The sequence below is a fragment of the Brenneria uluponensis genome, from assembly GCF_032395385.1.
GTDB lineage: Bacteria > Pseudomonadota > Gammaproteobacteria > Enterobacterales > Enterobacteriaceae > Prodigiosinella > Prodigiosinella aquatilis.
Genome location: NZ_CP135917.1, coordinates 4,058,682 through 4,075,955, shown reverse-complemented (window position 1 = coordinate 4,075,955; position 17,274 = coordinate 4,058,682). Strand labels below are relative to the sequence as shown.

Below are 17,274 nucleotides of genomic sequence, written 5' to 3'. Positions count from 1 at the left end.
TCGACTAATTAACGCCATCATAATGCAGTTTTTTATGCCCATTGAGTAGACTGATATCGTAACCATCAAGCAGCCAGTTAATCTGCTCCCCGGTCAGGGGTAACAGGTCATCGGCCAGACTGGGCCATTTGAACTTCTCCTCTGCCAGCGCCTTGTAATAAAGGACAAAACCATTGTCTTCCCACATCAGACATTTGATTTTATTGCGCTGGCGGTTAGTAAAAGCATACAGCGCCCCGGTAAAAGGATCGTGTCCCAATTCCTGTTCTATCAGCGCCGCCAGCCCGTTGACCTGCTTGCGGAAATCGATGGGTGCGCGATAAAGAAAAATCTGTGGCATCGCCAGCGCCGGGCGTAAGTCACGGTTACGCATCAGAGTTGCCTGAGAATAGCGCCCAGCAGGGAAACATTGCGGTCATTAAGACCGGTGATCACCAGGCCATTGGGCAATGAGAGTGTCAGCTCGGTTGGGGTGTCGACGTGGGTGATGTCGGCGGTGACTTTGGCAAACCCTGGGGCCCGCGCTTGAGTCGGGTTATCGGTACAATATTTTTGCCGCCAGTAAACAAACTGGTGGTATGTCAGCTGCTGTTGCTGGCAGAAAACCTGGCCAGAAAGACCGGATGCTTGCCAGGTGGTGATCTGTTCGCGCCAATGCTCGGCCCGCTGTTGAGATGTCATGATTGCGCCTCGGTGTTTAGGGTAGACAGCGGCAGTGTGGCGCAGTTAATCACTGAAAAAAGATGCCGATTTAAGGGCGCTTACGGTATTAACTGCATAAATCATTATCTCATTAACGCGCTGTACCAAACGGCGAACTGTCTCCAGAGCTCCGCATGCTTTGATTGGCTCCAATGCCTCAACAATCGTTCTGGCTTTTATCTTCTGAACAGGTATCGTGCCGATAGCAGGGAAAACGTCTTTATCCAAAGAACGCCAAATATCTTTCGCATAGTCTTCTGTGACGCTCTTGCTTTTAATCTGGAACCAGTTGCTGCCACAGTTGAGAAAATGCTGTCCAGCTCAATCTGGCGCAGTTCTGATGCTTGCTCTTGCTGCTGCTGTGGATCCATACCTTGTGCGAGCGTGGTCAAATGCTGGTCGCGTATCTGACGAGCTGCTGCGAGTGTAAGAGCCGAGACTTTAATTCGTTCGGTTACCACTGACTGGACGCTGATAGCGGAAGCGCTATAATTTTTTACCTGATGTTTTGACAGTAAGAACAGGCCATCACCATCATGAAGCGTGAAGTCTTTTTCGCGGGGTTTAGCTTTGAGGATTTCGTTGTTAGTGAGGGGGCGTGTGATGCGCGCCATGTCTGGAGCCCTTCCATAATTGGTACACGTTTAATGGATCACAGTATACCGTGTACCTAAACGTGTACCAATTTTCTCTGGATTCAGCCGGATGACCTCGGACGATTACAGACACAAAAAAGCCCGCAGGGCTTGTGCCATGCGGGCTTTTCGTACTTCATCGGACTTATCTGGTAATACCCGATGTCTAAATTGGTGGAGCTGGGGGGATTCGAACCCCCGTCCGGAATTACTCTACCGTCGGCACTACATGCTTAGTCTAATCTTTACATTCGCCTGCCAGCTGCGGATAGACACGCCACTAACAAACTAGCCTGATTGGATTTAACGCTTCAACCCCAGGCAGGGCATCCACGCGATCTCTTTTAGGTTTGACCTCTCTTGATCCCCGTCCTAAGAGCGGAGGCTAGGGAGAGAGGGCTCTAAGCAGGTTATTAAGCTGCTAGTGCGTACGTTTCGTCGTTTGCGACTATTTTTTTGCGGCTTTTTACGAGGCCAACCGCCCCTCGGCATGCACCTTGGGCTTTGCAAATCCCGTCGAATCCAGGATCAGCCCCAGGAGACTTTCGCCAGTATACCAGAATCTACCGCTACTAAGCCACTGATTAGCGGTTAGCGTTCTTCATGATACGGGCTTTGTCTAATTTCCATTCACGTTCTTTAATATCGTCACGCTTGTCGTGTTCTCTTTTACCTTTCGCTACGCCAATTTTGACTTTGCTCCAGGCATTTTTCCAATACATCGACAGCGCAACAACTGTGTAGCCTTCACGGCTGACTCGTCCTATCAGCGAATCTAACTCGCGTTTGTTCAGTAATAATTTACGCGAGCGGGTCGGATCACAAACAACATGTGAAGACGCAACGTTGAGTGGCGTAATCGTCGCACCGAAAAGGTAGGCTTCACCATTCATGAATGTGACATAGCTATCGCTTATATTGGCTTTGCCTGCACGCAGTGATTTTACTTCCCAACCTTGCAGCGTAAGCCCTGCCTCAAATTCTTCCTCAATGAAGTATTCATGGCGAGCGCGCTTATTTTGCGCAATGGTAGCGGAACCGGGTTTGTACGCTTTTTTCTTTGTCATAGTGTCGTCATTATACTGGATGTAAAGGGGAATGAAATCCCTGCGGTGTGTCTAAAGCAATGTTGATGATATCGTGCGATAACGTTCGCATAATTTTTGTCTGACCGCTTATCAATGCTATTATTTTGCGCGTTTTATGACTCACGGAAAATTGTATGCCCAAGATAAATCGATCGGCATTGGTCCCATTCAGTGCGGAGCAGATGTATAAACTAGTCAATGATGTCCCTTCTTACTCTGATTTTTTGCCAGGGTGCACGGGGAGTCGGGTTTTGTCCTCTACACCGGAGGAGATGACCGCGGCTGTTGATGTATCAAAAGCCGGTATCAGCAAAACGTTTACCACCCGTAATCGGTTAACCAGCAATCAGAACATTGCCATGCAACTGGTTGATGGTCCATTTCGTCAGCTAAATGGAGGTTGGCACTTTACGCCACTTAGTGCAGATGCCTGTAAAGTCGAGTTGCATCTGGATTTTGAATTCAAGAATGCATTGATTGAACTGGCCTTCGGAAAGATTTTTAAAGAACTGGCAAACAATATGGTTCAGGCATTCACGCAACGTGCCAAAGAGGTTTACCGTGCCTGAACTTCACGTGGAAGTCGTTTATGCCTTACCGGATCGTCAGTACCTGAGGTCATTAACCCTGGAGGACGGCTCTACAGTTGAACAGGCCGTTGTTGCTTCTGGATTATTAGCATTACGGCCAGATATTGATTTGAGCATTAACAAAGTCGGCATCTATAGCCGACCTGTCAGGTTGACTGATGTACTCAGTGAAGGCGATCGTGTTGAAATATACCGACCTTTGATTGCCGACCCGAAAGAACTACGTCGTCAACGTGCAGAACGCGCAAAAAAATAAGGCACGCAAGTACCTTATTATCTGTCTATTTGTCGGCGCAGTTCACCACTAAGTGAATAACCGCCTATCGCCGACAATATCTGGGCATTGTTACAGTGCAGGCTTGTTATTCAGGTTTGTGAGCACGCCGTCACTGTTAAAAGTCAATGTCAAGGTTTGCTGTTTCACTGCTTCGTGACCAGGTTGTTGGCGGAAGACATAATACCAGATATCGCTACCAAACGGATCTTTCAGCATCGGTGTACCCAAGATATAGATAACCTGTTGTTTGGTCATACCGGTGTGAATTTTGGCGACATCAGCCGGTGCCAGATAGTTTCCCTGGTTGATGTCCGGCCGATAAACCACTTTTTCTAGCGTGGAACATCCGGCAGTCAGCATAACAACAACCACCGTGGCGACGATAGTTAGCGTTTTACAGCGCATAGTGATTACATTCCTTAAGGGCATAGGTTGCAGATGATAATAGACCTTGCCTGACTTGAAAACCTGCAAGACCCATGTAAGACCCCGGGAAGTCAAAAAAGTTGGGCTTTTTTATGGCATCCATCTCAACAACCACCCCGTAGGTCGTTACAGCGCACTGTTAAAAACACATTCAACGTTTTTATGCGGCTAACAACTCTTTTGCGTTTGCCAGCGTATTTTTCGTTACAGCACTGCCACCCAGCAGGCGGGCGAGTTCCTGTAATCGTGCTCGCTTATCTAACGGCTGCATCAGGGTTTCTGTTGCTGAACCGTCAGTTTGCTTGCTGACAAAAAAGTGATGATGTCCGCAGCCTGCGACTTGTGGCAGGTGGGTAACACACATAACCTGAGTGGATTCCCCCAACTGACGCAACATCTTACCGACAATAGCTGCCGTTGGGCCACTAATACCGACATCAACTTCGTCGAAAATCAGCGCCGGAGTATCCATTTTCTGTGCTGTAATGACCTGAATGATCAGAGCAATACGAGAAAGCTCGCCACCAGATGCTACTTTCACCAGCGACTGGTGGGGCTGGCCTGGGTTAGTCGTCACGCGAAATTCAATATGGTCTGCACCATTGATGCCGAGAGATTCCGGTGCAAACTCGACGTTTATGCTGAAATGCCCGTGCGGCATAGCCAGGGCATGCATATTGGTTGTGATCAACTGTGCTAGCTCACTAGCATGGTGGCTGCGGCGAATATGTAATTGTTCAGCCAAATGCAGGGCTTGTTGATGGTATTCACTCACTGTGCGACTCAGAATTTCATGATCGCTTTCCTGCTGATCCAGTTGCTGTTGCTCATTAAGCATTTGTTGATAAAAAGTGGGTAGATCTTCCGGTGCAATGTGATGCTTTCTGGCCAGTGTTAGTTGCCGGGAAATGCGCTGTTCCAGTTCATACAATCTGATTGGATCAAGGTCCATCTGGTCGCTGTAATGACGCAACTCATCACTGACCTCGCTGATTTGGATGTCGGCTTCTTCCAGTAATGCCAGTGTTCCAGCGAGTTTTTCATCCATGCTGATCAGTTCAGAAAGCTGATGTTTTGCGGTGTGCAACATACTGAGCAAGTTTTGTTCTTCACCTTCACTAAGCAGTTGTAGCGTTTGTTGGCTAAGCGCGAGCAGCTGTCCGCTGTTGGACAGACGCTTGTACTCGGCATCAATCTGTTCATATTCTCCGGCCTGTGGAGCGAAGTCATTCAGTTCTTTCAGTTGGTATTGCAGAAGTTCCCGGCGTGCTTCCCGTTCAATGGTTGCCTGCTGGTGTTGGGCCAGTTCACGACAGCTTTGGTGCCACTGTTGCCAGACGTGCTGCATGGCAGAAAGTAATTGAGGTTCATCGGCGTAGGCATCCAGCAGATGACGCTGATGTTCTGGTTTAAGCAACAGTTGGTGTGCATGTTGACCGTGTAGTTGGATCAGATGTTGGCCCAGTTCCCGTAGTTGGGAAAGCGGAACAGCGGTACCGTTAATGAAACCACGGGAACGTCCGTCGGCACCGATAACTCGTCGCAGCAGGCATTCATTGCTGTCATCAAGCTGGTTTTGCTCCAGCCAGACCAATGCCGCCGGGGTGTCAGCCAGTGAAAAACGGGCGCAGATATCTGCACGTGCCGCTTCCGGACGAACCATGCTGGCATCAGAACGGTTCCCGAGGCAGAGACCGAGAGCATCAATCGCAATGGATTTACCTGCACCGGTTTCGCCGGTAATGACGCTCATCCCGGCTTGAAAATCAATTTCTAGTTCGCGCACGATGGCGAAGTTACTGATAGTGAGTTGCGCCAGCATGGTAGTTTCCTGTATGTAACAACAAGTGTGATTACGTACAGTATAAACTGGTTTTTTATACAGTAAAGTGGCTTGCGGTCATTTTTAGAACAATTTTTTAGACCATCCGAGTTTGCTACTTAATGTATTGAAATAGCTGTAATCTTTGGGATGAATGAGATTGAGGTGATGTTTGCTACGCCGGATGAAAACCTCTTCACCTTCCTGTATTGGCAGCGAGATCTGGCTGTCACAGCTGATTTCCAGATCGTTGGTGATTTTGGAGAACTTCAGCCGAATAGTACTGCTGCTGTTAATTACCAGCGGACGCGCCGACAGTGTGTGCGGGAACATGGGAACCAGTGCAATGGCATCCAGCGTAGGGGTCAGAATAGGGCCGCCTCCAGAAAGGGAATAAGCGGTGGAACCGGTAGGTGTGGAAATGATCAGACCATCTGAACGTTGAGAAAAGGCAAAGCTATCATCGATATAGACTTCAAACTCGATCATATGAGCGACTTTCCCCGGATGAAGAACGACTTCGTTGATCGCTGTGCTAATACTGTTGGCCTGCTTTGTGCGGCATACCTGTGCTTCCAGCATGAAACGGCTTTCGCAAATGTAATGACCTGCCAGTACATCACTGAGCTGTTGCTGAGTATGGTCGGGATCCAAATCAGTAAGGAAACCAAGGTTGCCGCGGTTAACACCGATCACGCTAACATCATAACGTGAAAGTATTCGCGCCGCTCCCAGCATATTGCCGTCCCCGCCAATCACGATGGCCAGATCTGCCTGTCGCCCGATATCATCCAGATTACCGGTTACGGCGTCTTTCAAATTGAGAGCGTGGGCAATCTGTGGCTCGAGCAGCACTGAGTAGCCTTTGTCGCTCAACCAGTGATATAGCATGTCATGAGTGGTCAGTGCCGTGGGATGGCGCGGATGACCGACAATGCCGATGCAGTTAAATAGTTTGTTCATTGAATCGATTATCCTCACCGAAGTGTCTGGCACTCCGTGTTTTAAGGCAATATGTGAATCGTTCCCTTGAAACCCCGCGTTTGATCCCCATAATAAGCGAACTAGCGAGAACAATGCTAAAACCGCGGAGAATTTCATGAGTAGTAAAGATCAGAAGTCACCTGACGAGCAAGTCTTGGATCAAAAGGAAACGGCAGAAGGGCAAAAAGCGGAAGCCATGCCGGAGATGACAGAAGTGGTTGACCCGCGTGATGAGCGTATTGCCGAACTGGAAGCACAGTTGAACGATGTACAGCAGCGTGAACGTGATAACGTGATGCGTGCTCGCGCAGAGATTGAGAATATTCGTCGCCGTACGGATATTGACATTGAAAAGGCCCACAAGTTTGCATTGGAAAAGTTTGCGGGTGAAATGTTACCGGTGATTGATAATCTGGAGCGCGCACTGGAAATGGCCGACAAGTCTGATGAGGCACTGTCTGCCATGATTGAAGGTGTTGAACTGACGCTGAAATCTCTGTTAGCGGCAGTGCATAAGTTTGGTATTGATGTGGTTGATGAGGCCAATGTGCCGTTCAATCCGGAAGTCCACCAGGCCATGACTATGCTTGAATCTGCCGATCATCAGCCGAATCACGTCATGATGGTGATGCAGAAAGGTTACACGTTGAATGGTCGACTACTGCGTCCGGCAATGGTGGCTGTGTCTAAAGCCAAAGAATAATATTCCCTTTTCTCCGAAGACAATGGCTTCGCTGCGGTTGTCTTCGAAGATTTCCATTCAAATTTTCCTGTCTTTAATCCTGTAATCCCTCTGTTTTTTTATTGTGTTCATGTGGTGTTTTTCGCATGAAGTAATAAGTATTCTTGAATTTTAAATAATTGCGTTTTTTTGTTTATAATTTGTTAATATTCGTTTGCTGAATCCGGTGTTTTTCATAGGGTAAATGCATCATTATCTTTACCTATTAGAGTAATAATTATTGCCGTTCTAAATGCACTTGATAATCATTATCATTAATGTAAAAGTAGTAAAACAACAGCTTTAGAAGGGTCACTCATATGCCGGGAAGTCGTGTAGTCGAATCAGTCAGCCGCAAATCGAGAAAGGTTAAACTTTCTTTGATGGGGCCGGCTTTCATCGCAGCGATCGGTTATATCGACCCTGGTAACTTCGCCACCAATATTCAGTCGGGTGCTTCTTACGGTTATCAATTGCTGTGGGTTGTGGTTTGGGCCAACCTGATGGCGATGCTGATCCAATTGCTTTCAGCCAAGTTGGGCATTGCCACTGGGAAAAATCTGGCGGAGCATATCCGTGACCGTTTCCCGCGTCCTGCCGTATGGGCTTATTGGGTTCAGGCTGAAATCATTGCCATGGCAACCGATCTGGCTGAATTTATCGGGGCAGCCATCGGCTTTAAATTGCTGTTTGGCGTGTCCCTGCTGGAAGGGGCTGTACTCACCGGTATTGCGACTTTCTTGATCCTCATGCTGCAACAGCGTGGACAAAAACCACTGGAAATGGTGATTGGTGGTCTACTGCTGTTTGTTGCGGCAGCGTACATTGTGGAATTGATTTTCTCACGTCCGGAGTTAGTGGCATTGACCAAAGGAATGGTTATTCCCAGTTTTCCGACCTCGGATGCGGTATTGCTGGCTGCCGGGGTATTGGGTGCGACTATCATGCCGCATGTGATTTATCTGCATTCATCCCTGACTCAACGGGAAGGGAAATATACATCTGCAGAGCGTTATACCGCGACTAAAGTTGATGTTTCCATAGCAATGACCATTGCGGGATTTGTGAATCTGGCGATGATGGCGACGGCGGCGGCGGCATTTCATTTTAGTGGTAATACTGGGATTAGCGATCTCGATCAGGCTTACCTGACGTTGCAACCATTGCTGGGGCATGCTGCCGCGACCATATTCGGTTTGAGCCTGGTGATGGCGGGGCTGTCATCAACGGTCGTGGGAACGCTGGCGGGTCAGGTGGTGATGCAAGGTTTTGTGCATTTTCATATACCGCTGTGGTTACGCCGCTCTGTTACTATGTTGCCGTCATTTATTGTGATTTTGTATGGTATGGATCCCACCCGAGTGCTGGTATTGAGTCAGGTTCTGCTGAGTTTCGGGATCGCTTTGGCATTAATTCCACTGTTGGTATTTACCGGAAACCGGGAATTAATGGGTAATCTGGTCAACAGTCGGTTGATACAAAACACGGGAAAATTGATTGTATTTATCGTTGTTTCACTGAACCTCTATCTGATCGTCGATACGCTGCTGGCGCGTTAATCGCGCCTGTATTCCTGGTAGTATCACGTGCATTCCTGTTTTACCAAGCTTATTATTTTCCACGGATTCTTTGTATGCCGGGGCTCAATTATGTCGTCACCCATCACAATTATTGAAAAGAAGATTTTATCCGACCACTGGTTTGTTCTGAATAAATATGTATTTGATCTGAAAAGAAAAAATGGCGAGCTGGTTCGCCAGATGCGGGAAGTTTACGACCGGGGGAATGGTGCGGCAATTCTGTTGTATAACCGGGATAAAGGAACTGTTGTGCTGACACGACAATTCCGGATGCCGACATATGTTAACGGTAACGACAGCGGGATGTTACTGGAAGTCTGTGCTGGATTGCTGGATGACCAGTCGCCGGAGGCCTGTATCCGCAATGAAGCGATTGAAGAAACTGGATACGCTATAGGAAAAGTGGAAAAGTTGTTTGAAGCTTATATGTCGCCCGGAGGGGTGACTGAACTGATTCATTTTTTTGCAGCGGAATACGATGAGTCGCTGCGAGAAATGCGGGGTGGTGGCGTGGATGATGAAGATATTGAAGTTGTTGAGCTACCTTTTACCGAGGCCATGGCTCTGCTCAAAGATGGTCATATCAGAGATGGTAAGACTATTATGTTATTACAGTACGCCCAGATTCAAGGCTGGTTTACTGAAAGATAGGCTGAGAGTTCAGTCATCGATAAGGGGCGATGGCGCCCCTTTTTTGTGTCCCTTACTGTGTACGGTGAGCCATCCGATATTACAGTTTTGCAGCCAGCAACGTTTCCAGTTTCTGCTGATCGGCGGCAAACAGACGTATTCCTTCAGACAGTTTCTCTACCGCCATCGGATCCTGATTGTGCTCCCAGCGGAATTCGGCTTCCGATAGTGATAACGGGTGGTGGAAACCCTCGGTGGATGGTCTGAGTTTGCGTTCTACCGGAGCGTCGCTATTTTTCAACTGCTCCAGTAGTGCAGGGGAAATGGTCAGACGATCGCAGCCCGCCAGCGCCAGAATCTGTTCTATCCTGCGGAAGCTGGCGCCCATGATGATAGTCGGGTAGCGGTATTGCTTGTAATACGTATAGATTTTACGTACCGACAGTACGCCTGGGTCCTGTTCGGCATCGTATTCGGCAACGGGTTGTCTGGTTTGATACCAGTCATAGATACGTCCGACAAAAGGAGAAATCAGGTAAACGCCAGCTTCAGCACAGGCGCGAGCCTGGGCAAAGGAAAAAAGCAGAGTCAGATTACAGTTAATACCTTCCTTCTCCAGCTCTTCGGCGGCACGAATCCCTTCCCAGGTCGCCGCCAGTTTGATCAAAATACGCGAGCGGTGAATATCTTTTTCTTCATACATGCCAATGAGCTTGCGGGCTTTGGCAACACACATCCCACGGTCAAATGACAAACGGGCATCCACTTCGGTAGAGATTCGGCCGGGAATACTTTTCAGCACTTCCGCGCCAATGTTCACCGCCAGGCGGTCACTGGCGTTAATCAGTTGGGTTTCACGGGAACCGCCCTGCTTGCGGGCATAAACCAGCGCGTCGTCAAACAGTGGTTGGTATTGTGGCAGGCTGGCCGCTTTCAGGATCAGGGATGGATTGGTTGTAGCGTCCTGTGGAGAGTAATGACGGGTAGATTCGATATCGCCACTATCAGCCACCACAACGGTTAGCTGTTTAAGGGCTTCTAATTGGTTCATCGCTTAACTCCTTGAACAATAATATGAAAATAAAAACGCAAGGCAACACACTGCATCATTACCGGGAAGAATGACATGCGCTTTCTCTGATTGCTGCGACGGGAAATGTCGATGACACAGCATAAGGCAGGCTGTCGTGCTGCATTGTGTTATCTGTTTTCTGTTGCTGGATATTTGCAGGAGAGCGGTCCCGGAGTGGCTATCTGCATTTCCCAGACTTTGAGCATAGACTCGTCCGAGAATTTATTCCTGAAGGGCGCTCGCTAACTGATTTTTCTCCTCATTAATTAATTATATTAAGCGATATTCACTCTTGGATTTTGTAATGCGTCATGGTTTAACCAAAGGTGAACACTATACTTAAGTAACTCGCAACCCTACTTGAACAACAAAGCGAAAAGGTAAGGTAATTAAAAATGGATGAACAACTAAAGCAAAGCGCACTAGACTTCCACCAATATCCGGTACCGGGAAAAATTCAGGTTTCACCGACCAAACCGCTGGTCACTCAGCGTGATTTGGCGTTGGCCTATTCTCCTGGCGTTGCCGCACCCTGTTTGGAAATTGCCAAAGATCCGCAAGCTGCCTATAAATACACCGCACGAGGAAATCTGGTTGCGGTTATCTCCAATGGTACAGCGGTGCTGGGTTTAGGGAATATTGGCGCACTGGCAGGCAAGCCAGTCATGGAAGGCAAAGGAGTGTTGTTTAAAAAATTCTCAGGTATTGATGTTTTCGATATCGAAGTAGATGAGCTGGATCCAGACAAGCTGATTGACGTGATTGCTGCACTGGAACCCACGTTTGGCGGTATCAACCTGGAGGATATCAAGGCACCGGAATGTTTCTATATTGAGAAGAAACTGCGTGAACGGATGAAGATTCCGGTATTTCACGACGACCAACACGGTACGGCCATTATCTGTACTGCCGCCGTACTTAACGGTCTTCGCGTAGTGAAAAAGGCTATTTCTGATGTACGGCTGGTGGTCTCTGGTGCTGGTGCTGCGTCTATCGCCTGTCTGAATTTACTGGTGGCGCTGGGGCTGAGACACGAAAATATTGTGGTTTGTGACTCACGTGGCGTGATTTACAAAGGCCGTGACGTGAATATGGCTGAAACCAAGGCCGCCTATGCTATTGAAGATAATGGTTGCAGGAAACTGGCTGATGTCATTCCTGACGCCGATATTTTCCTCGGTTGTTCCGGTCCTGGCGTGCTGACTCAGGATATGGTCAAAACGATGGCGCCGAATCCATTGATTCTGGCGTTGGCCAACCCGGAACCGGAAATTCTGCCACCGTTGGCGAAGGCTGTCCGCCCGGATGCCATTGTCTGTACCGGCCGTTCGGATTACCCGAATCAGGTTAACAACGTACTGTGTTTTCCGTTTATTTTCCGCGGTGCGCTGGATGTGGGCGCGACCGTTATCAACGAAGAGATGAAGCTGGCTTGTGTTCATGCGATTGCCGATTTGGCTTTGGCGGAACAGAGTGAGGTGGTCGCCTCTGCTTATGGCGATCAAGAGCTCTCCTTTGGTCCGGAATACTTGATTCCCAAACCTTTCGATCCGCGCTTGATCATCAAGATTGCACCAGCCGTGGCGAAAGCGGCGATGGATTCAGGGGTGGCGACACGTCCTATCGAGGACTTCAATGCTTACACCGAGAAACTGACCGAGTTTGTCTACAAGACCAATCTGTTCATGAAACCGGTGTTTTCTCAGGCCCGTCTACAGTCGAAACGCGTGGTGCTGGCCGAAGGGGAAGACCCGCGTATCCTGCATGCAACTCAGGAATTGGTCACCCTGGGGCTGGCGTTCCCGATATTGATTGGCCGCCCCAGTGTAATAGAAAAACGCATCCAGAAGCTCGGCTTGCAGATTACTATCGGAAAAGATTTTGAGGTTGTGAATAACGAGTCCGATCCTCGTTTTAAAGCGTACTGGCAAGAATACTTTGAGATGATGAAACGGCGCGGTATTTCACAGGATCAGGCGCAGCGTGAGATGCGCGCCAATTTGACGTTGATCGGTTCTATCATGGTTCATCGCGGCGAAGCCGATGCATTAATTTGTGGCACCGTCGGGAATTATGAAGAGCATTTCGCTGTAGTGGAAGATGTGTTTGGCTATCGTGATGGTGTGCATGTTGCGGGTGCAATGAATGCATTGCTGTTGCCAAGCGGCAATACGTTTATCGCTGATACGTATGTGAACGCTGATCCAACGCCGGAACAATTGGCGGAGATCACGCTGATGGCGGCTGAGACAGTACGTCGTTTCGGTATTGAGCCGAAAGTGGCATTGCTGTCTCACTCCAGCTTTGGTACTTCTGATTCCCCGACAGCGAAGAAAATGCGCGACACGCTGGCGCTGGTGAACAAGATGGCGCCAGATTTGCAAATCGATGGTGAAATGCACGGCGATGCCGCGTTGATGGAGTCGATTCGTAATGAACAGATGCCTGACAGTCCGTTGAAAGGCTCTGCCAACATTCTGATCATGCCGAATATGGAATCTGCCCGCATCAGTTATAATCTGTTGCGTGTTTCTTCGTCCGAAGGGGTGACGGTTGGTCCGGTGCTGATGGGTATCGCCAAACCGGTTCATATCCTGACGCCGATTGCCTCTGTTCGCCGTATTATTAACATGGTGGCGCTGGCAGTGGTTGAAGCACAGACTACGTTGCGGTAAGTGATATTGGTCTCTGACAGGCCGGCAGAGAAATCTACCGGCTTTTTTATCCCTGTCAGGAAGCGGCCTTCTGCTGTAGCCATTTATCCAGCTCGTTGGCAAACTGTTGTCGATCCCGCTGGTTAAGGACGTTGGGGCCACCAGTCTGAATACCACTGGAGCGTAAAGTATCCATGAAATCACGTAATGTAAGGCGTTCACGGATGGTATCCGGCGTATAACGCTCTCCACGAGGATTAAGCGCCACCGCCTGTTTTTCCAGGACTTCTGCGGCCAGCGGAATGTCGCTGGTCACCACCAAATCACCAGGTTTGGCACGGCGCACAATTTCATTGTCTGCCACATCAAAACCTGCGGGTACTCGCAGGGTATGAATAAAACGCGAAGGTGGTACTTTGAGCGATTGATTGGCAACCAACGTTACTGGTGTCTCTGTCCGTTCCGCTGCGCGATACAGCACCTCTTTGATCACGTTGGGACAGGCATCGGCATCTACCCAAATAACCGGCATTAGTATTTTCCTTTTTCATCAAATAATCCCAGCCAGTCACGGGCTGGCAGAAAATCGTGGTACAACGCGGCTTCAGGGCTGTCGGGTTCGGGTTGATACTGGTATTCCCACCTTACTAGCGGCGGCATTGACATCAGAATAGATTCAGTGCGTCCACCGCTTTGCAGTCCAAACAGCGTGCCGCGGTCCCATACCAGATTGAATTCCACATAGCGCCCACGACGGTAGAGCTGGAACTGACGCTCACGCTCACCCCATTGCATGTCTTTATGGCGATTCACAATGGGTAAATAGGCATCTAGAAAGCCTTCACCCACGGCTCGCATAAAAGCAAAACAGGTGTTGAAATCAGGGGTGTTCAGATCGTCAAAGAACAGACCACCAACGCCTCTGGCCTCATTCCGATGCTTGAGATAAAAATAGTCATCACACCATTTCTTGTAGCGCGGATAGACGTCATCACCAAACGGTTTACACAGATTGTAGGCGGTTTGGTGCCAGTGTACGGCATCTGCTTCGAAACCATAAAACGGCGTGAGATCGAAGCCACCGCCAAACCACCATACTGCGGGTTCATCTTCCTTTTCCGCGATAAAGAAACGCACATTGGCATGACTGGTGGGAATGTAAGGGCTTAACGGATGGATAACCAATGAAATGCCCATTGCCTGGAATCGACGGCCTGCCAGTTCTGGTCGGTGAGTGCTGGCCGATGGCGGCAGAGATGGACCTGATACATGAGAGAAATTGACGCCCGCCTGTTCAAACACACTGCCTTGTCGCAATACGCGGCTGCGACCACCGCCGCCAGAGGCATGTCCCCAGGCATCTTCCTTGAACGTTACAGCGCCATCAATACGCTCTAATTGCTGACAGATCGTATCCTGCAAGGAAAGCAGAAAGCTTTTGACCTGGTTGATATCAGGTGTGCTCATAATGTCCCTTATGATGAGGGGGGAGAAAGCAGCCAGTATAACGGGAATCGGCGGCAGATGAATATCAGCGCAGTTACTCGTATTTTCCCGTCAGAAGCCTATGAATTTGATGTTGCGTCTGACACAAATCACGCGATAATCAAAACATCCCTAATTTATCGAATGGCAATCAGCAATGGAAATTCGCATATTCAGGCAAGATGACTTTGAGGAAGTGATCACCCTTTGGGAACGTTGTGATCTGTTGCGTCCCTGGAATGATCCGGAAATGGATATTGAACGTAAACTCAACCATGATCCTGATTTATTTTTGGTGGCTGAAGTGGGTAGCGAGGTGGTGGGGTCAGTAATGGGTGGCTATGACGGTCACCGTGGCTCCGCCTATTACCTTGGTGTCCATCCGGATTTTCGCGGCCGAGGTATTGCCAATGCGTTGATCAATCGCCTGGAGAAAAAGCTGATTGCCCGTGGTTGCCCGAAAATCCACCTGATGGTGCGAGAAGATAATGAGGCAGTTATCGGGATGTATGAAAAGCTGGATTACGAAACTGTCGATAGTGTGACATTGGGTAAACGACTGATTGAAGATCAGGAGTATTAGGTTGTGTCTCTCCCCAGAGAGACGCACGACGCGGTGGTCGCCCAGTGTATCCAGGTTTTTTTACTGATAAGGATTAAACTATATAGCCGTTTTGCGGCACTTTTTGTTTTTTTACCCGTCTGACATAACGGCTGAGGTCTGCACCATCGGTCCAACAAGTAAAAATCAGGTGCTGTTTCATTTTGAGGAGTGAGTTGTGATTAAAGTCCGCCCGTTGTTTCTGGCATTACCGCTGCTATTGTCGGGATGCAGTACGCTTTCTGGTTTTTCCTGGTCTAGCTTGTCGCCGTTCAACTGGTTTGGTAGTCCAATCACTGTTTCTGATGCTGGTGTTGGGGGAATCAACGCCGGTACGCCGTTGTCACAGCCGGTATTGGATAAAGCGCTGAATGGCAATTACTCCCTGCTCAGTGGCATGGGTATCGAAAATGGCAAGCTGACAGCGTTTTATGAAGCTCGCAAAGATAACAACGTGATGCTGGTGATTAGCGGCGAGCCTAAAGGCCATGTGAACAAGGTGGAAGTACAGGATAAGAGCATTGCCAGCCAATGGGGTGTGAAAATTGGTGATGAATTCGGTTCGTACTACAGTAAAGCGTTTGATGTTTGTCGATTAGGGCAGGGTAATAACGCACAAAGTGTGGAGTGTGTTGCTCCGCAAAGCAAACACGTTAGCTACCTGTTTTCTGGGACATGGAGTGGGCCGGAAGGGTTGATGCCTCCTGACGATATGCTGAAAAAATGGAAGGTCAGTAAAATTATCTGGCATGCCCAAGCCAGAAACTGAGCATTTATAGGCGTTGCGTCTGTGGCGCGCGCCTTGTTACCCCCTATCGCCAGCGTATTTCCCAGTTTCTTTCTTTACCGATGTGATTACCGGAACATTTTGCGCTGAAGCAAAGTAAAATTTACCGTATCCGGTATGATGAGCAGGCTGCGCATGGTGGATGCCAGATAACAACTAAGGCACTGAATAACGTGAGGAAGCAAGAGATGACACAAATTCAAAGCGGTATTTTGCTGGAGCATCGCCGTTTTGCCATTTTTATGGAAGCGATGGTTCAAGGGGAATTTGATGCCATCCGCCAGGGTTGCAAAAAGTTTTGTCAGGCATTGAGTGAGTTGCAGCAGCGTTTCCCTGATGCTGGCCTGGGAGCTGTTATTGCGTTTGGTGACGACGTATGGCGTGAGTTGGACTGTGAAAACAGTGCGACAGAGCTTAAACCTTTCACGCCATTAGGTAACGGCCTGGCACCCGCTACCCAGCGCGACCTGTTGATTCATATTCAGTCTCTGCGCCACGATGTCAATTTCACTTTGGCACAGGCAGTGCTGTCCAGTTTTGGTAAGACCATCCATATCGAAGAAGAAACTCATGGCTTTCGTTGGATAGAGGAGCGCGATCTGAGCGGTTTTGTGGATGGTACCGAAAACCCGCAAGGTGATGAGCGTCATAGTGTTGCCATTATTCCTGACGAGAAGTCTGGAGCGGGCGGCAGTTATGTTTTCGTTCAGCGTTGGGAACATAACCTGAAGCAGTTACAGCGGATGAGCGTAGGGCAGCAAGAACAAATTATTGGTCGCACTAAACAGGACAATGAAGAATTGTCGTCAGATCAACGACCAGCGACGTCTCATGTCAGCCGTGTTGACTTGAAAGAAGATGGCAAGGGGCTGAAAATTCTGCGTCAGAGCTTACCTTACGGGACGGCCAGCGGCAAAAACGGTCTTTACTTCATCGCCTACTGTGCCCGCCTGTACAATATAGAACAACAACTGCTGAGCATGTTCGGTGAACGTGACGGGAAACGTGACGATATGTTGCGTTTTACCCGCGCAGTGAGCGGCAGCTATTTCTTTGCACCCTCTCTTGATCGCTTGCTATCGCTGTAACGCATTAACCCGTATTTTGTTATATAGGCACCGTTCAACGGTGCCTGTTTTTTATGGGGAAAATAATTAACCTGTAGGAAATGCTGATAATTCATCGGGGAAGATGGTGTGACTGCGTCCACACCCGGCATT

The 17,274-nt window shown here is 48.8% G+C and carries 20 protein-coding genes and 1 other RNA gene; 9 read left to right on the top strand and 12 right to left on the bottom strand.

Annotated features, from left to right (window positions below):
- Positions 1 to 4 precede the first annotated feature (4 nt).
- The 6 genes from tnpB to smpB all read right to left on the bottom strand — a co-directional run bounded on the left by tnpB (position 5) and on the right by smpB (position 2,404).
- On the bottom strand, positions 5 to 373 hold the full coding sequence (tnpB, locus tag RS889_RS18880; protein WP_290180505.1) for an IS66 family insertion sequence element accessory protein TnpB: 369 nt from the start codon (positions 371 to 373) through the stop codon (positions 5 to 7).
- Positions 373 to 681 (bottom strand): IS66 family insertion sequence element accessory protein TnpA, encoded by a 309-nt coding sequence (gene tnpA / locus RS889_RS18875; protein WP_315707813.1) that lies wholly within the window; start codon positions 679 to 681, stop codon positions 373 to 375. The genes tnpB and tnpA overlap by 1 nt, the downstream gene beginning before the upstream one ends.
- A 45-nt stretch (positions 682 to 726) precedes the next feature.
- Positions 727 to 981 carry a phage integrase central domain-containing protein gene (locus tag RS889_RS23885; protein WP_425475161.1) on the bottom strand — a complete coding sequence of 85 codons (255 nt, stop codon included), beginning with the start codon at positions 979 to 981 and terminating at the stop codon, positions 727 to 729.
- Positions 879 to 1,316 carry an integrase arm-type DNA-binding domain-containing protein gene (locus RS889_RS18870; protein WP_345785303.1) on the bottom strand — a complete coding sequence of 146 codons (438 nt, stop codon included), beginning with the start codon at positions 1,314 to 1,316 and terminating at the stop codon, positions 879 to 881. The genes RS889_RS23885 and RS889_RS18870 overlap by 103 nt, the downstream gene beginning before the upstream one ends.
- Positions 1,317 to 1,509: 193 nt before the next feature.
- Positions 1,510 to 1,873: a transfer-messenger RNA gene (gene ssrA, locus RS889_RS18865) on the bottom strand.
- 48 nt (positions 1,874 to 1,921) lie between these two features.
- Positions 1,922 to 2,404: an SsrA-binding protein SmpB gene (smpB, locus tag RS889_RS18860; protein ID WP_021014564.1), complete on the bottom strand. Its 483-nt coding sequence runs from the start codon at positions 2,402 to 2,404 to the stop codon at positions 1,922 to 1,924.
- Between the two features lie 155 nt (positions 2,405 to 2,559).
- Here smpB and RS889_RS18855 point away from each other — a divergent pair, with 155 nt between their 5' ends.
- Both RS889_RS18855 and RS889_RS18850 read left to right on the top strand, forming a co-directional pair.
- The gene (locus RS889_RS18855; protein WP_021014565.1) at positions 2,560 to 2,994 is read left to right on the top strand and encodes a type II toxin-antitoxin system RatA family toxin; all 435 of its coding nucleotides are present in this window, start codon (positions 2,560 to 2,562) and stop codon (positions 2,992 to 2,994) included.
- Positions 2,987 to 3,271 (top strand): RnfH family protein, encoded by a 285-nt coding sequence (locus RS889_RS18850; protein ID WP_315708353.1) that lies wholly within the window; start codon positions 2,987 to 2,989, stop codon positions 3,269 to 3,271. The genes RS889_RS18855 and RS889_RS18850 overlap by 8 nt, the downstream gene beginning before the upstream one ends.
- Before the next feature lie 90 nt (positions 3,272 to 3,361).
- Here RS889_RS18850 and bamE read toward each other — a convergent pair whose 3' ends face one another.
- The 3 genes from bamE to nadK all read right to left on the bottom strand — a co-directional run bounded on the left by bamE (position 3,362) and on the right by nadK (position 6,503).
- A complete protein-coding gene (gene bamE / locus RS889_RS18845; protein ID WP_021014567.1) occupies positions 3,362 to 3,697 on the bottom strand; it encodes an outer membrane protein assembly factor BamE in 336 nt (111 codons plus the stop codon).
- 181 nt (positions 3,698 to 3,878) lie between these two features.
- Positions 3,879 to 5,540 (bottom strand): DNA repair protein RecN, encoded by a 1,662-nt coding sequence (gene recN, locus RS889_RS18840; RefSeq protein WP_315708352.1) that lies wholly within the window; start codon positions 5,538 to 5,540, stop codon positions 3,879 to 3,881.
- A gap of 84 nt (positions 5,541 to 5,624) precedes the next feature.
- Complete coding sequence (nadK, locus tag RS889_RS18835; protein ID WP_021014569.1) at positions 5,625 to 6,503, bottom strand: NAD(+) kinase; 879 nt, start codon at positions 6,501 to 6,503, stop codon at positions 5,625 to 5,627.
- A gap of 136 nt (positions 6,504 to 6,639) precedes the next feature.
- Here nadK and grpE point away from each other — a divergent pair, with 136 nt between their 5' ends.
- The 3 genes from grpE to nudK all read left to right on the top strand — a co-directional run bounded on the left by grpE (position 6,640) and on the right by nudK (position 9,476).
- On the top strand, positions 6,640 to 7,227 hold the full coding sequence (gene grpE, locus RS889_RS18830; RefSeq protein ID WP_021014570.1) for a nucleotide exchange factor GrpE: 588 nt from the start codon (positions 6,640 to 6,642) through the stop codon (positions 7,225 to 7,227).
- Positions 7,228 to 7,565: 338 nt separating this feature from the next.
- Positions 7,566 to 8,804: an Nramp family divalent metal transporter gene (locus tag RS889_RS18825; protein WP_315708351.1), complete on the top strand. Its 1,239-nt coding sequence runs from the start codon at positions 7,566 to 7,568 to the stop codon at positions 8,802 to 8,804.
- A 90-nt stretch (positions 8,805 to 8,894) separates the two neighbouring features.
- Complete coding sequence (gene nudK / locus RS889_RS18820) at positions 8,895 to 9,476, top strand: GDP-mannose pyrophosphatase NudK (protein WP_021014572.1); 582 nt, start codon at positions 8,895 to 8,897, stop codon at positions 9,474 to 9,476.
- Positions 9,477 to 9,555: 79 nt separating this feature from the next.
- Here the strand turns inward: nudK and tal are convergent, their stop codons facing one another.
- The gene (gene tal / locus RS889_RS18815; protein ID WP_315708350.1) at positions 9,556 to 10,506 is read right to left on the bottom strand and encodes a transaldolase; all 951 of its coding nucleotides are present in this window, start codon (positions 10,504 to 10,506) and stop codon (positions 9,556 to 9,558) included.
- A gap of 416 nt (positions 10,507 to 10,922) precedes the next feature.
- Between tal and maeB the strand changes: the two genes are divergently transcribed.
- The gene (maeB, locus tag RS889_RS18810) at positions 10,923 to 13,202 is read left to right on the top strand and encodes an NADP-dependent oxaloacetate-decarboxylating malate dehydrogenase (RefSeq protein ID WP_021014574.1); all 2,280 of its coding nucleotides are present in this window, start codon (positions 10,923 to 10,925) and stop codon (positions 13,200 to 13,202) included.
- 55 nt (positions 13,203 to 13,257) lie between these two features.
- Here the strand turns inward: maeB and RS889_RS18805 are convergent, their stop codons facing one another.
- Positions 13,258 to 13,713, bottom strand: coding sequence for a YaiI/YqxD family protein (locus tag RS889_RS18805; RefSeq protein ID WP_315708349.1), 456 nt, complete (start codon positions 13,711 to 13,713; stop codon positions 13,258 to 13,260).
- Positions 13,713 to 14,648 carry an oxygen-dependent coproporphyrinogen oxidase gene (gene hemF / locus RS889_RS18800; RefSeq protein ID WP_315708348.1) on the bottom strand — a complete coding sequence of 312 codons (936 nt, stop codon included), beginning with the start codon at positions 14,646 to 14,648 and terminating at the stop codon, positions 13,713 to 13,715. Before hemF ends, RS889_RS18805 begins: the two co-directional genes overlap by 1 nt.
- A 175-nt stretch (positions 14,649 to 14,823) precedes the next feature.
- Here hemF and RS889_RS18795 point away from each other — a divergent pair, with 175 nt between their 5' ends.
- The 3 genes from RS889_RS18795 to RS889_RS18785 all read left to right on the top strand — a co-directional run bounded on the left by RS889_RS18795 (position 14,824) and on the right by RS889_RS18785 (position 17,142).
- The gene (locus RS889_RS18795) at positions 14,824 to 15,249 is read left to right on the top strand and encodes a GNAT family acetyltransferase (RefSeq protein ID WP_021014577.1); all 426 of its coding nucleotides are present in this window, start codon (positions 14,824 to 14,826) and stop codon (positions 15,247 to 15,249) included.
- A 196-nt stretch (positions 15,250 to 15,445) separates the two neighbouring features.
- A complete protein-coding gene (locus RS889_RS18790) occupies positions 15,446 to 16,036 on the top strand; it encodes an RpoE-regulated lipoprotein (RefSeq protein WP_021014578.1) in 591 nt (196 codons plus the stop codon).
- Between the two features lie 206 nt (positions 16,037 to 16,242).
- Positions 16,243 to 17,142, top strand: coding sequence for a Dyp-type peroxidase (locus tag RS889_RS18785; RefSeq protein WP_315708347.1), 900 nt, complete (start codon positions 16,243 to 16,245; stop codon positions 17,140 to 17,142).
- Positions 17,143 to 17,274: the final 132 nt, after the last annotated feature.

What these genes read in the sequence shown, in the direction of transcription:
- tnpB (WP_290180505.1), bottom strand. Translation starts at nt 373, where the DNA reads ATGCGTAACCGTGACTTACGCCCGGCGCTGGCGATGCCACAGATTTTT.
- tnpA (WP_315707813.1), bottom strand. Translation starts at nt 681, where the DNA reads ATGACATCTCAACAGCGGGCCGAGCATTGGCGCGAACAGATCACCACC.
- RS889_RS18870 (WP_345785303.1), bottom strand. Translation starts at nt 1,316, where the DNA reads ATGGCGCGCATCACACGCCCCCTCACTAACAACGAAATCCTCAAAGCT.
- smpB (WP_021014564.1), bottom strand. Translation starts at nt 2,404, where the DNA reads ATGACAAAGAAAAAAGCGTACAAACCCGGTTCCGCTACCATTGCGCAA.
- RS889_RS18855 (WP_021014565.1), top strand. Translation starts at nt 2,560, where the DNA reads ATGCCCAAGATAAATCGATCGGCATTGGTCCCATTCAGTGCGGAGCAG.
- bamE (WP_021014567.1), bottom strand. Translation starts at nt 3,697, where the DNA reads ATGCGCTGTAAAACGCTAACTATCGTCGCCACGGTGGTTGTTGTTATG.
- recN (WP_315708352.1), bottom strand. Translation starts at nt 5,540, where the DNA reads ATGCTGGCGCAACTCACTATCAGTAACTTCGCCATCGTGCGCGAACTA.
- nadK (WP_021014569.1), bottom strand. Translation starts at nt 6,503, where the DNA reads ATGAACAAACTATTTAACTGCATCGGCATTGTCGGTCATCCGCGCCAT.
- grpE (WP_021014570.1), top strand. Translation starts at nt 6,640, where the DNA reads ATGAGTAGTAAAGATCAGAAGTCACCTGACGAGCAAGTCTTGGATCAA.
- RS889_RS18825 (WP_315708351.1), top strand. Translation starts at nt 7,566, where the DNA reads ATGCCGGGAAGTCGTGTAGTCGAATCAGTCAGCCGCAAATCGAGAAAG.
- nudK (WP_021014572.1), top strand. Translation starts at nt 8,895, where the DNA reads ATGTCGTCACCCATCACAATTATTGAAAAGAAGATTTTATCCGACCAC.
- tal (WP_315708350.1), bottom strand. Translation starts at nt 10,506, where the DNA reads ATGAACCAATTAGAAGCCCTTAAACAGCTAACCGTTGTGGTGGCTGAT.
- maeB (WP_021014574.1), top strand. Translation starts at nt 10,923, where the DNA reads ATGGATGAACAACTAAAGCAAAGCGCACTAGACTTCCACCAATATCCG.
- RS889_RS18805 (WP_315708349.1), bottom strand. Translation starts at nt 13,713, where the DNA reads ATGCCGGTTATTTGGGTAGATGCCGATGCCTGTCCCAACGTGATCAAA.
- hemF (WP_315708348.1), bottom strand. Translation starts at nt 14,648, where the DNA reads ATGAGCACACCTGATATCAACCAGGTCAAAAGCTTTCTGCTTTCCTTG.
- RS889_RS18795 (WP_021014577.1), top strand. Translation starts at nt 14,824, where the DNA reads ATGGAAATTCGCATATTCAGGCAAGATGACTTTGAGGAAGTGATCACC.
- RS889_RS18785 (WP_315708347.1), top strand. Translation starts at nt 16,243, where the DNA reads ATGACACAAATTCAAAGCGGTATTTTGCTGGAGCATCGCCGTTTTGCC.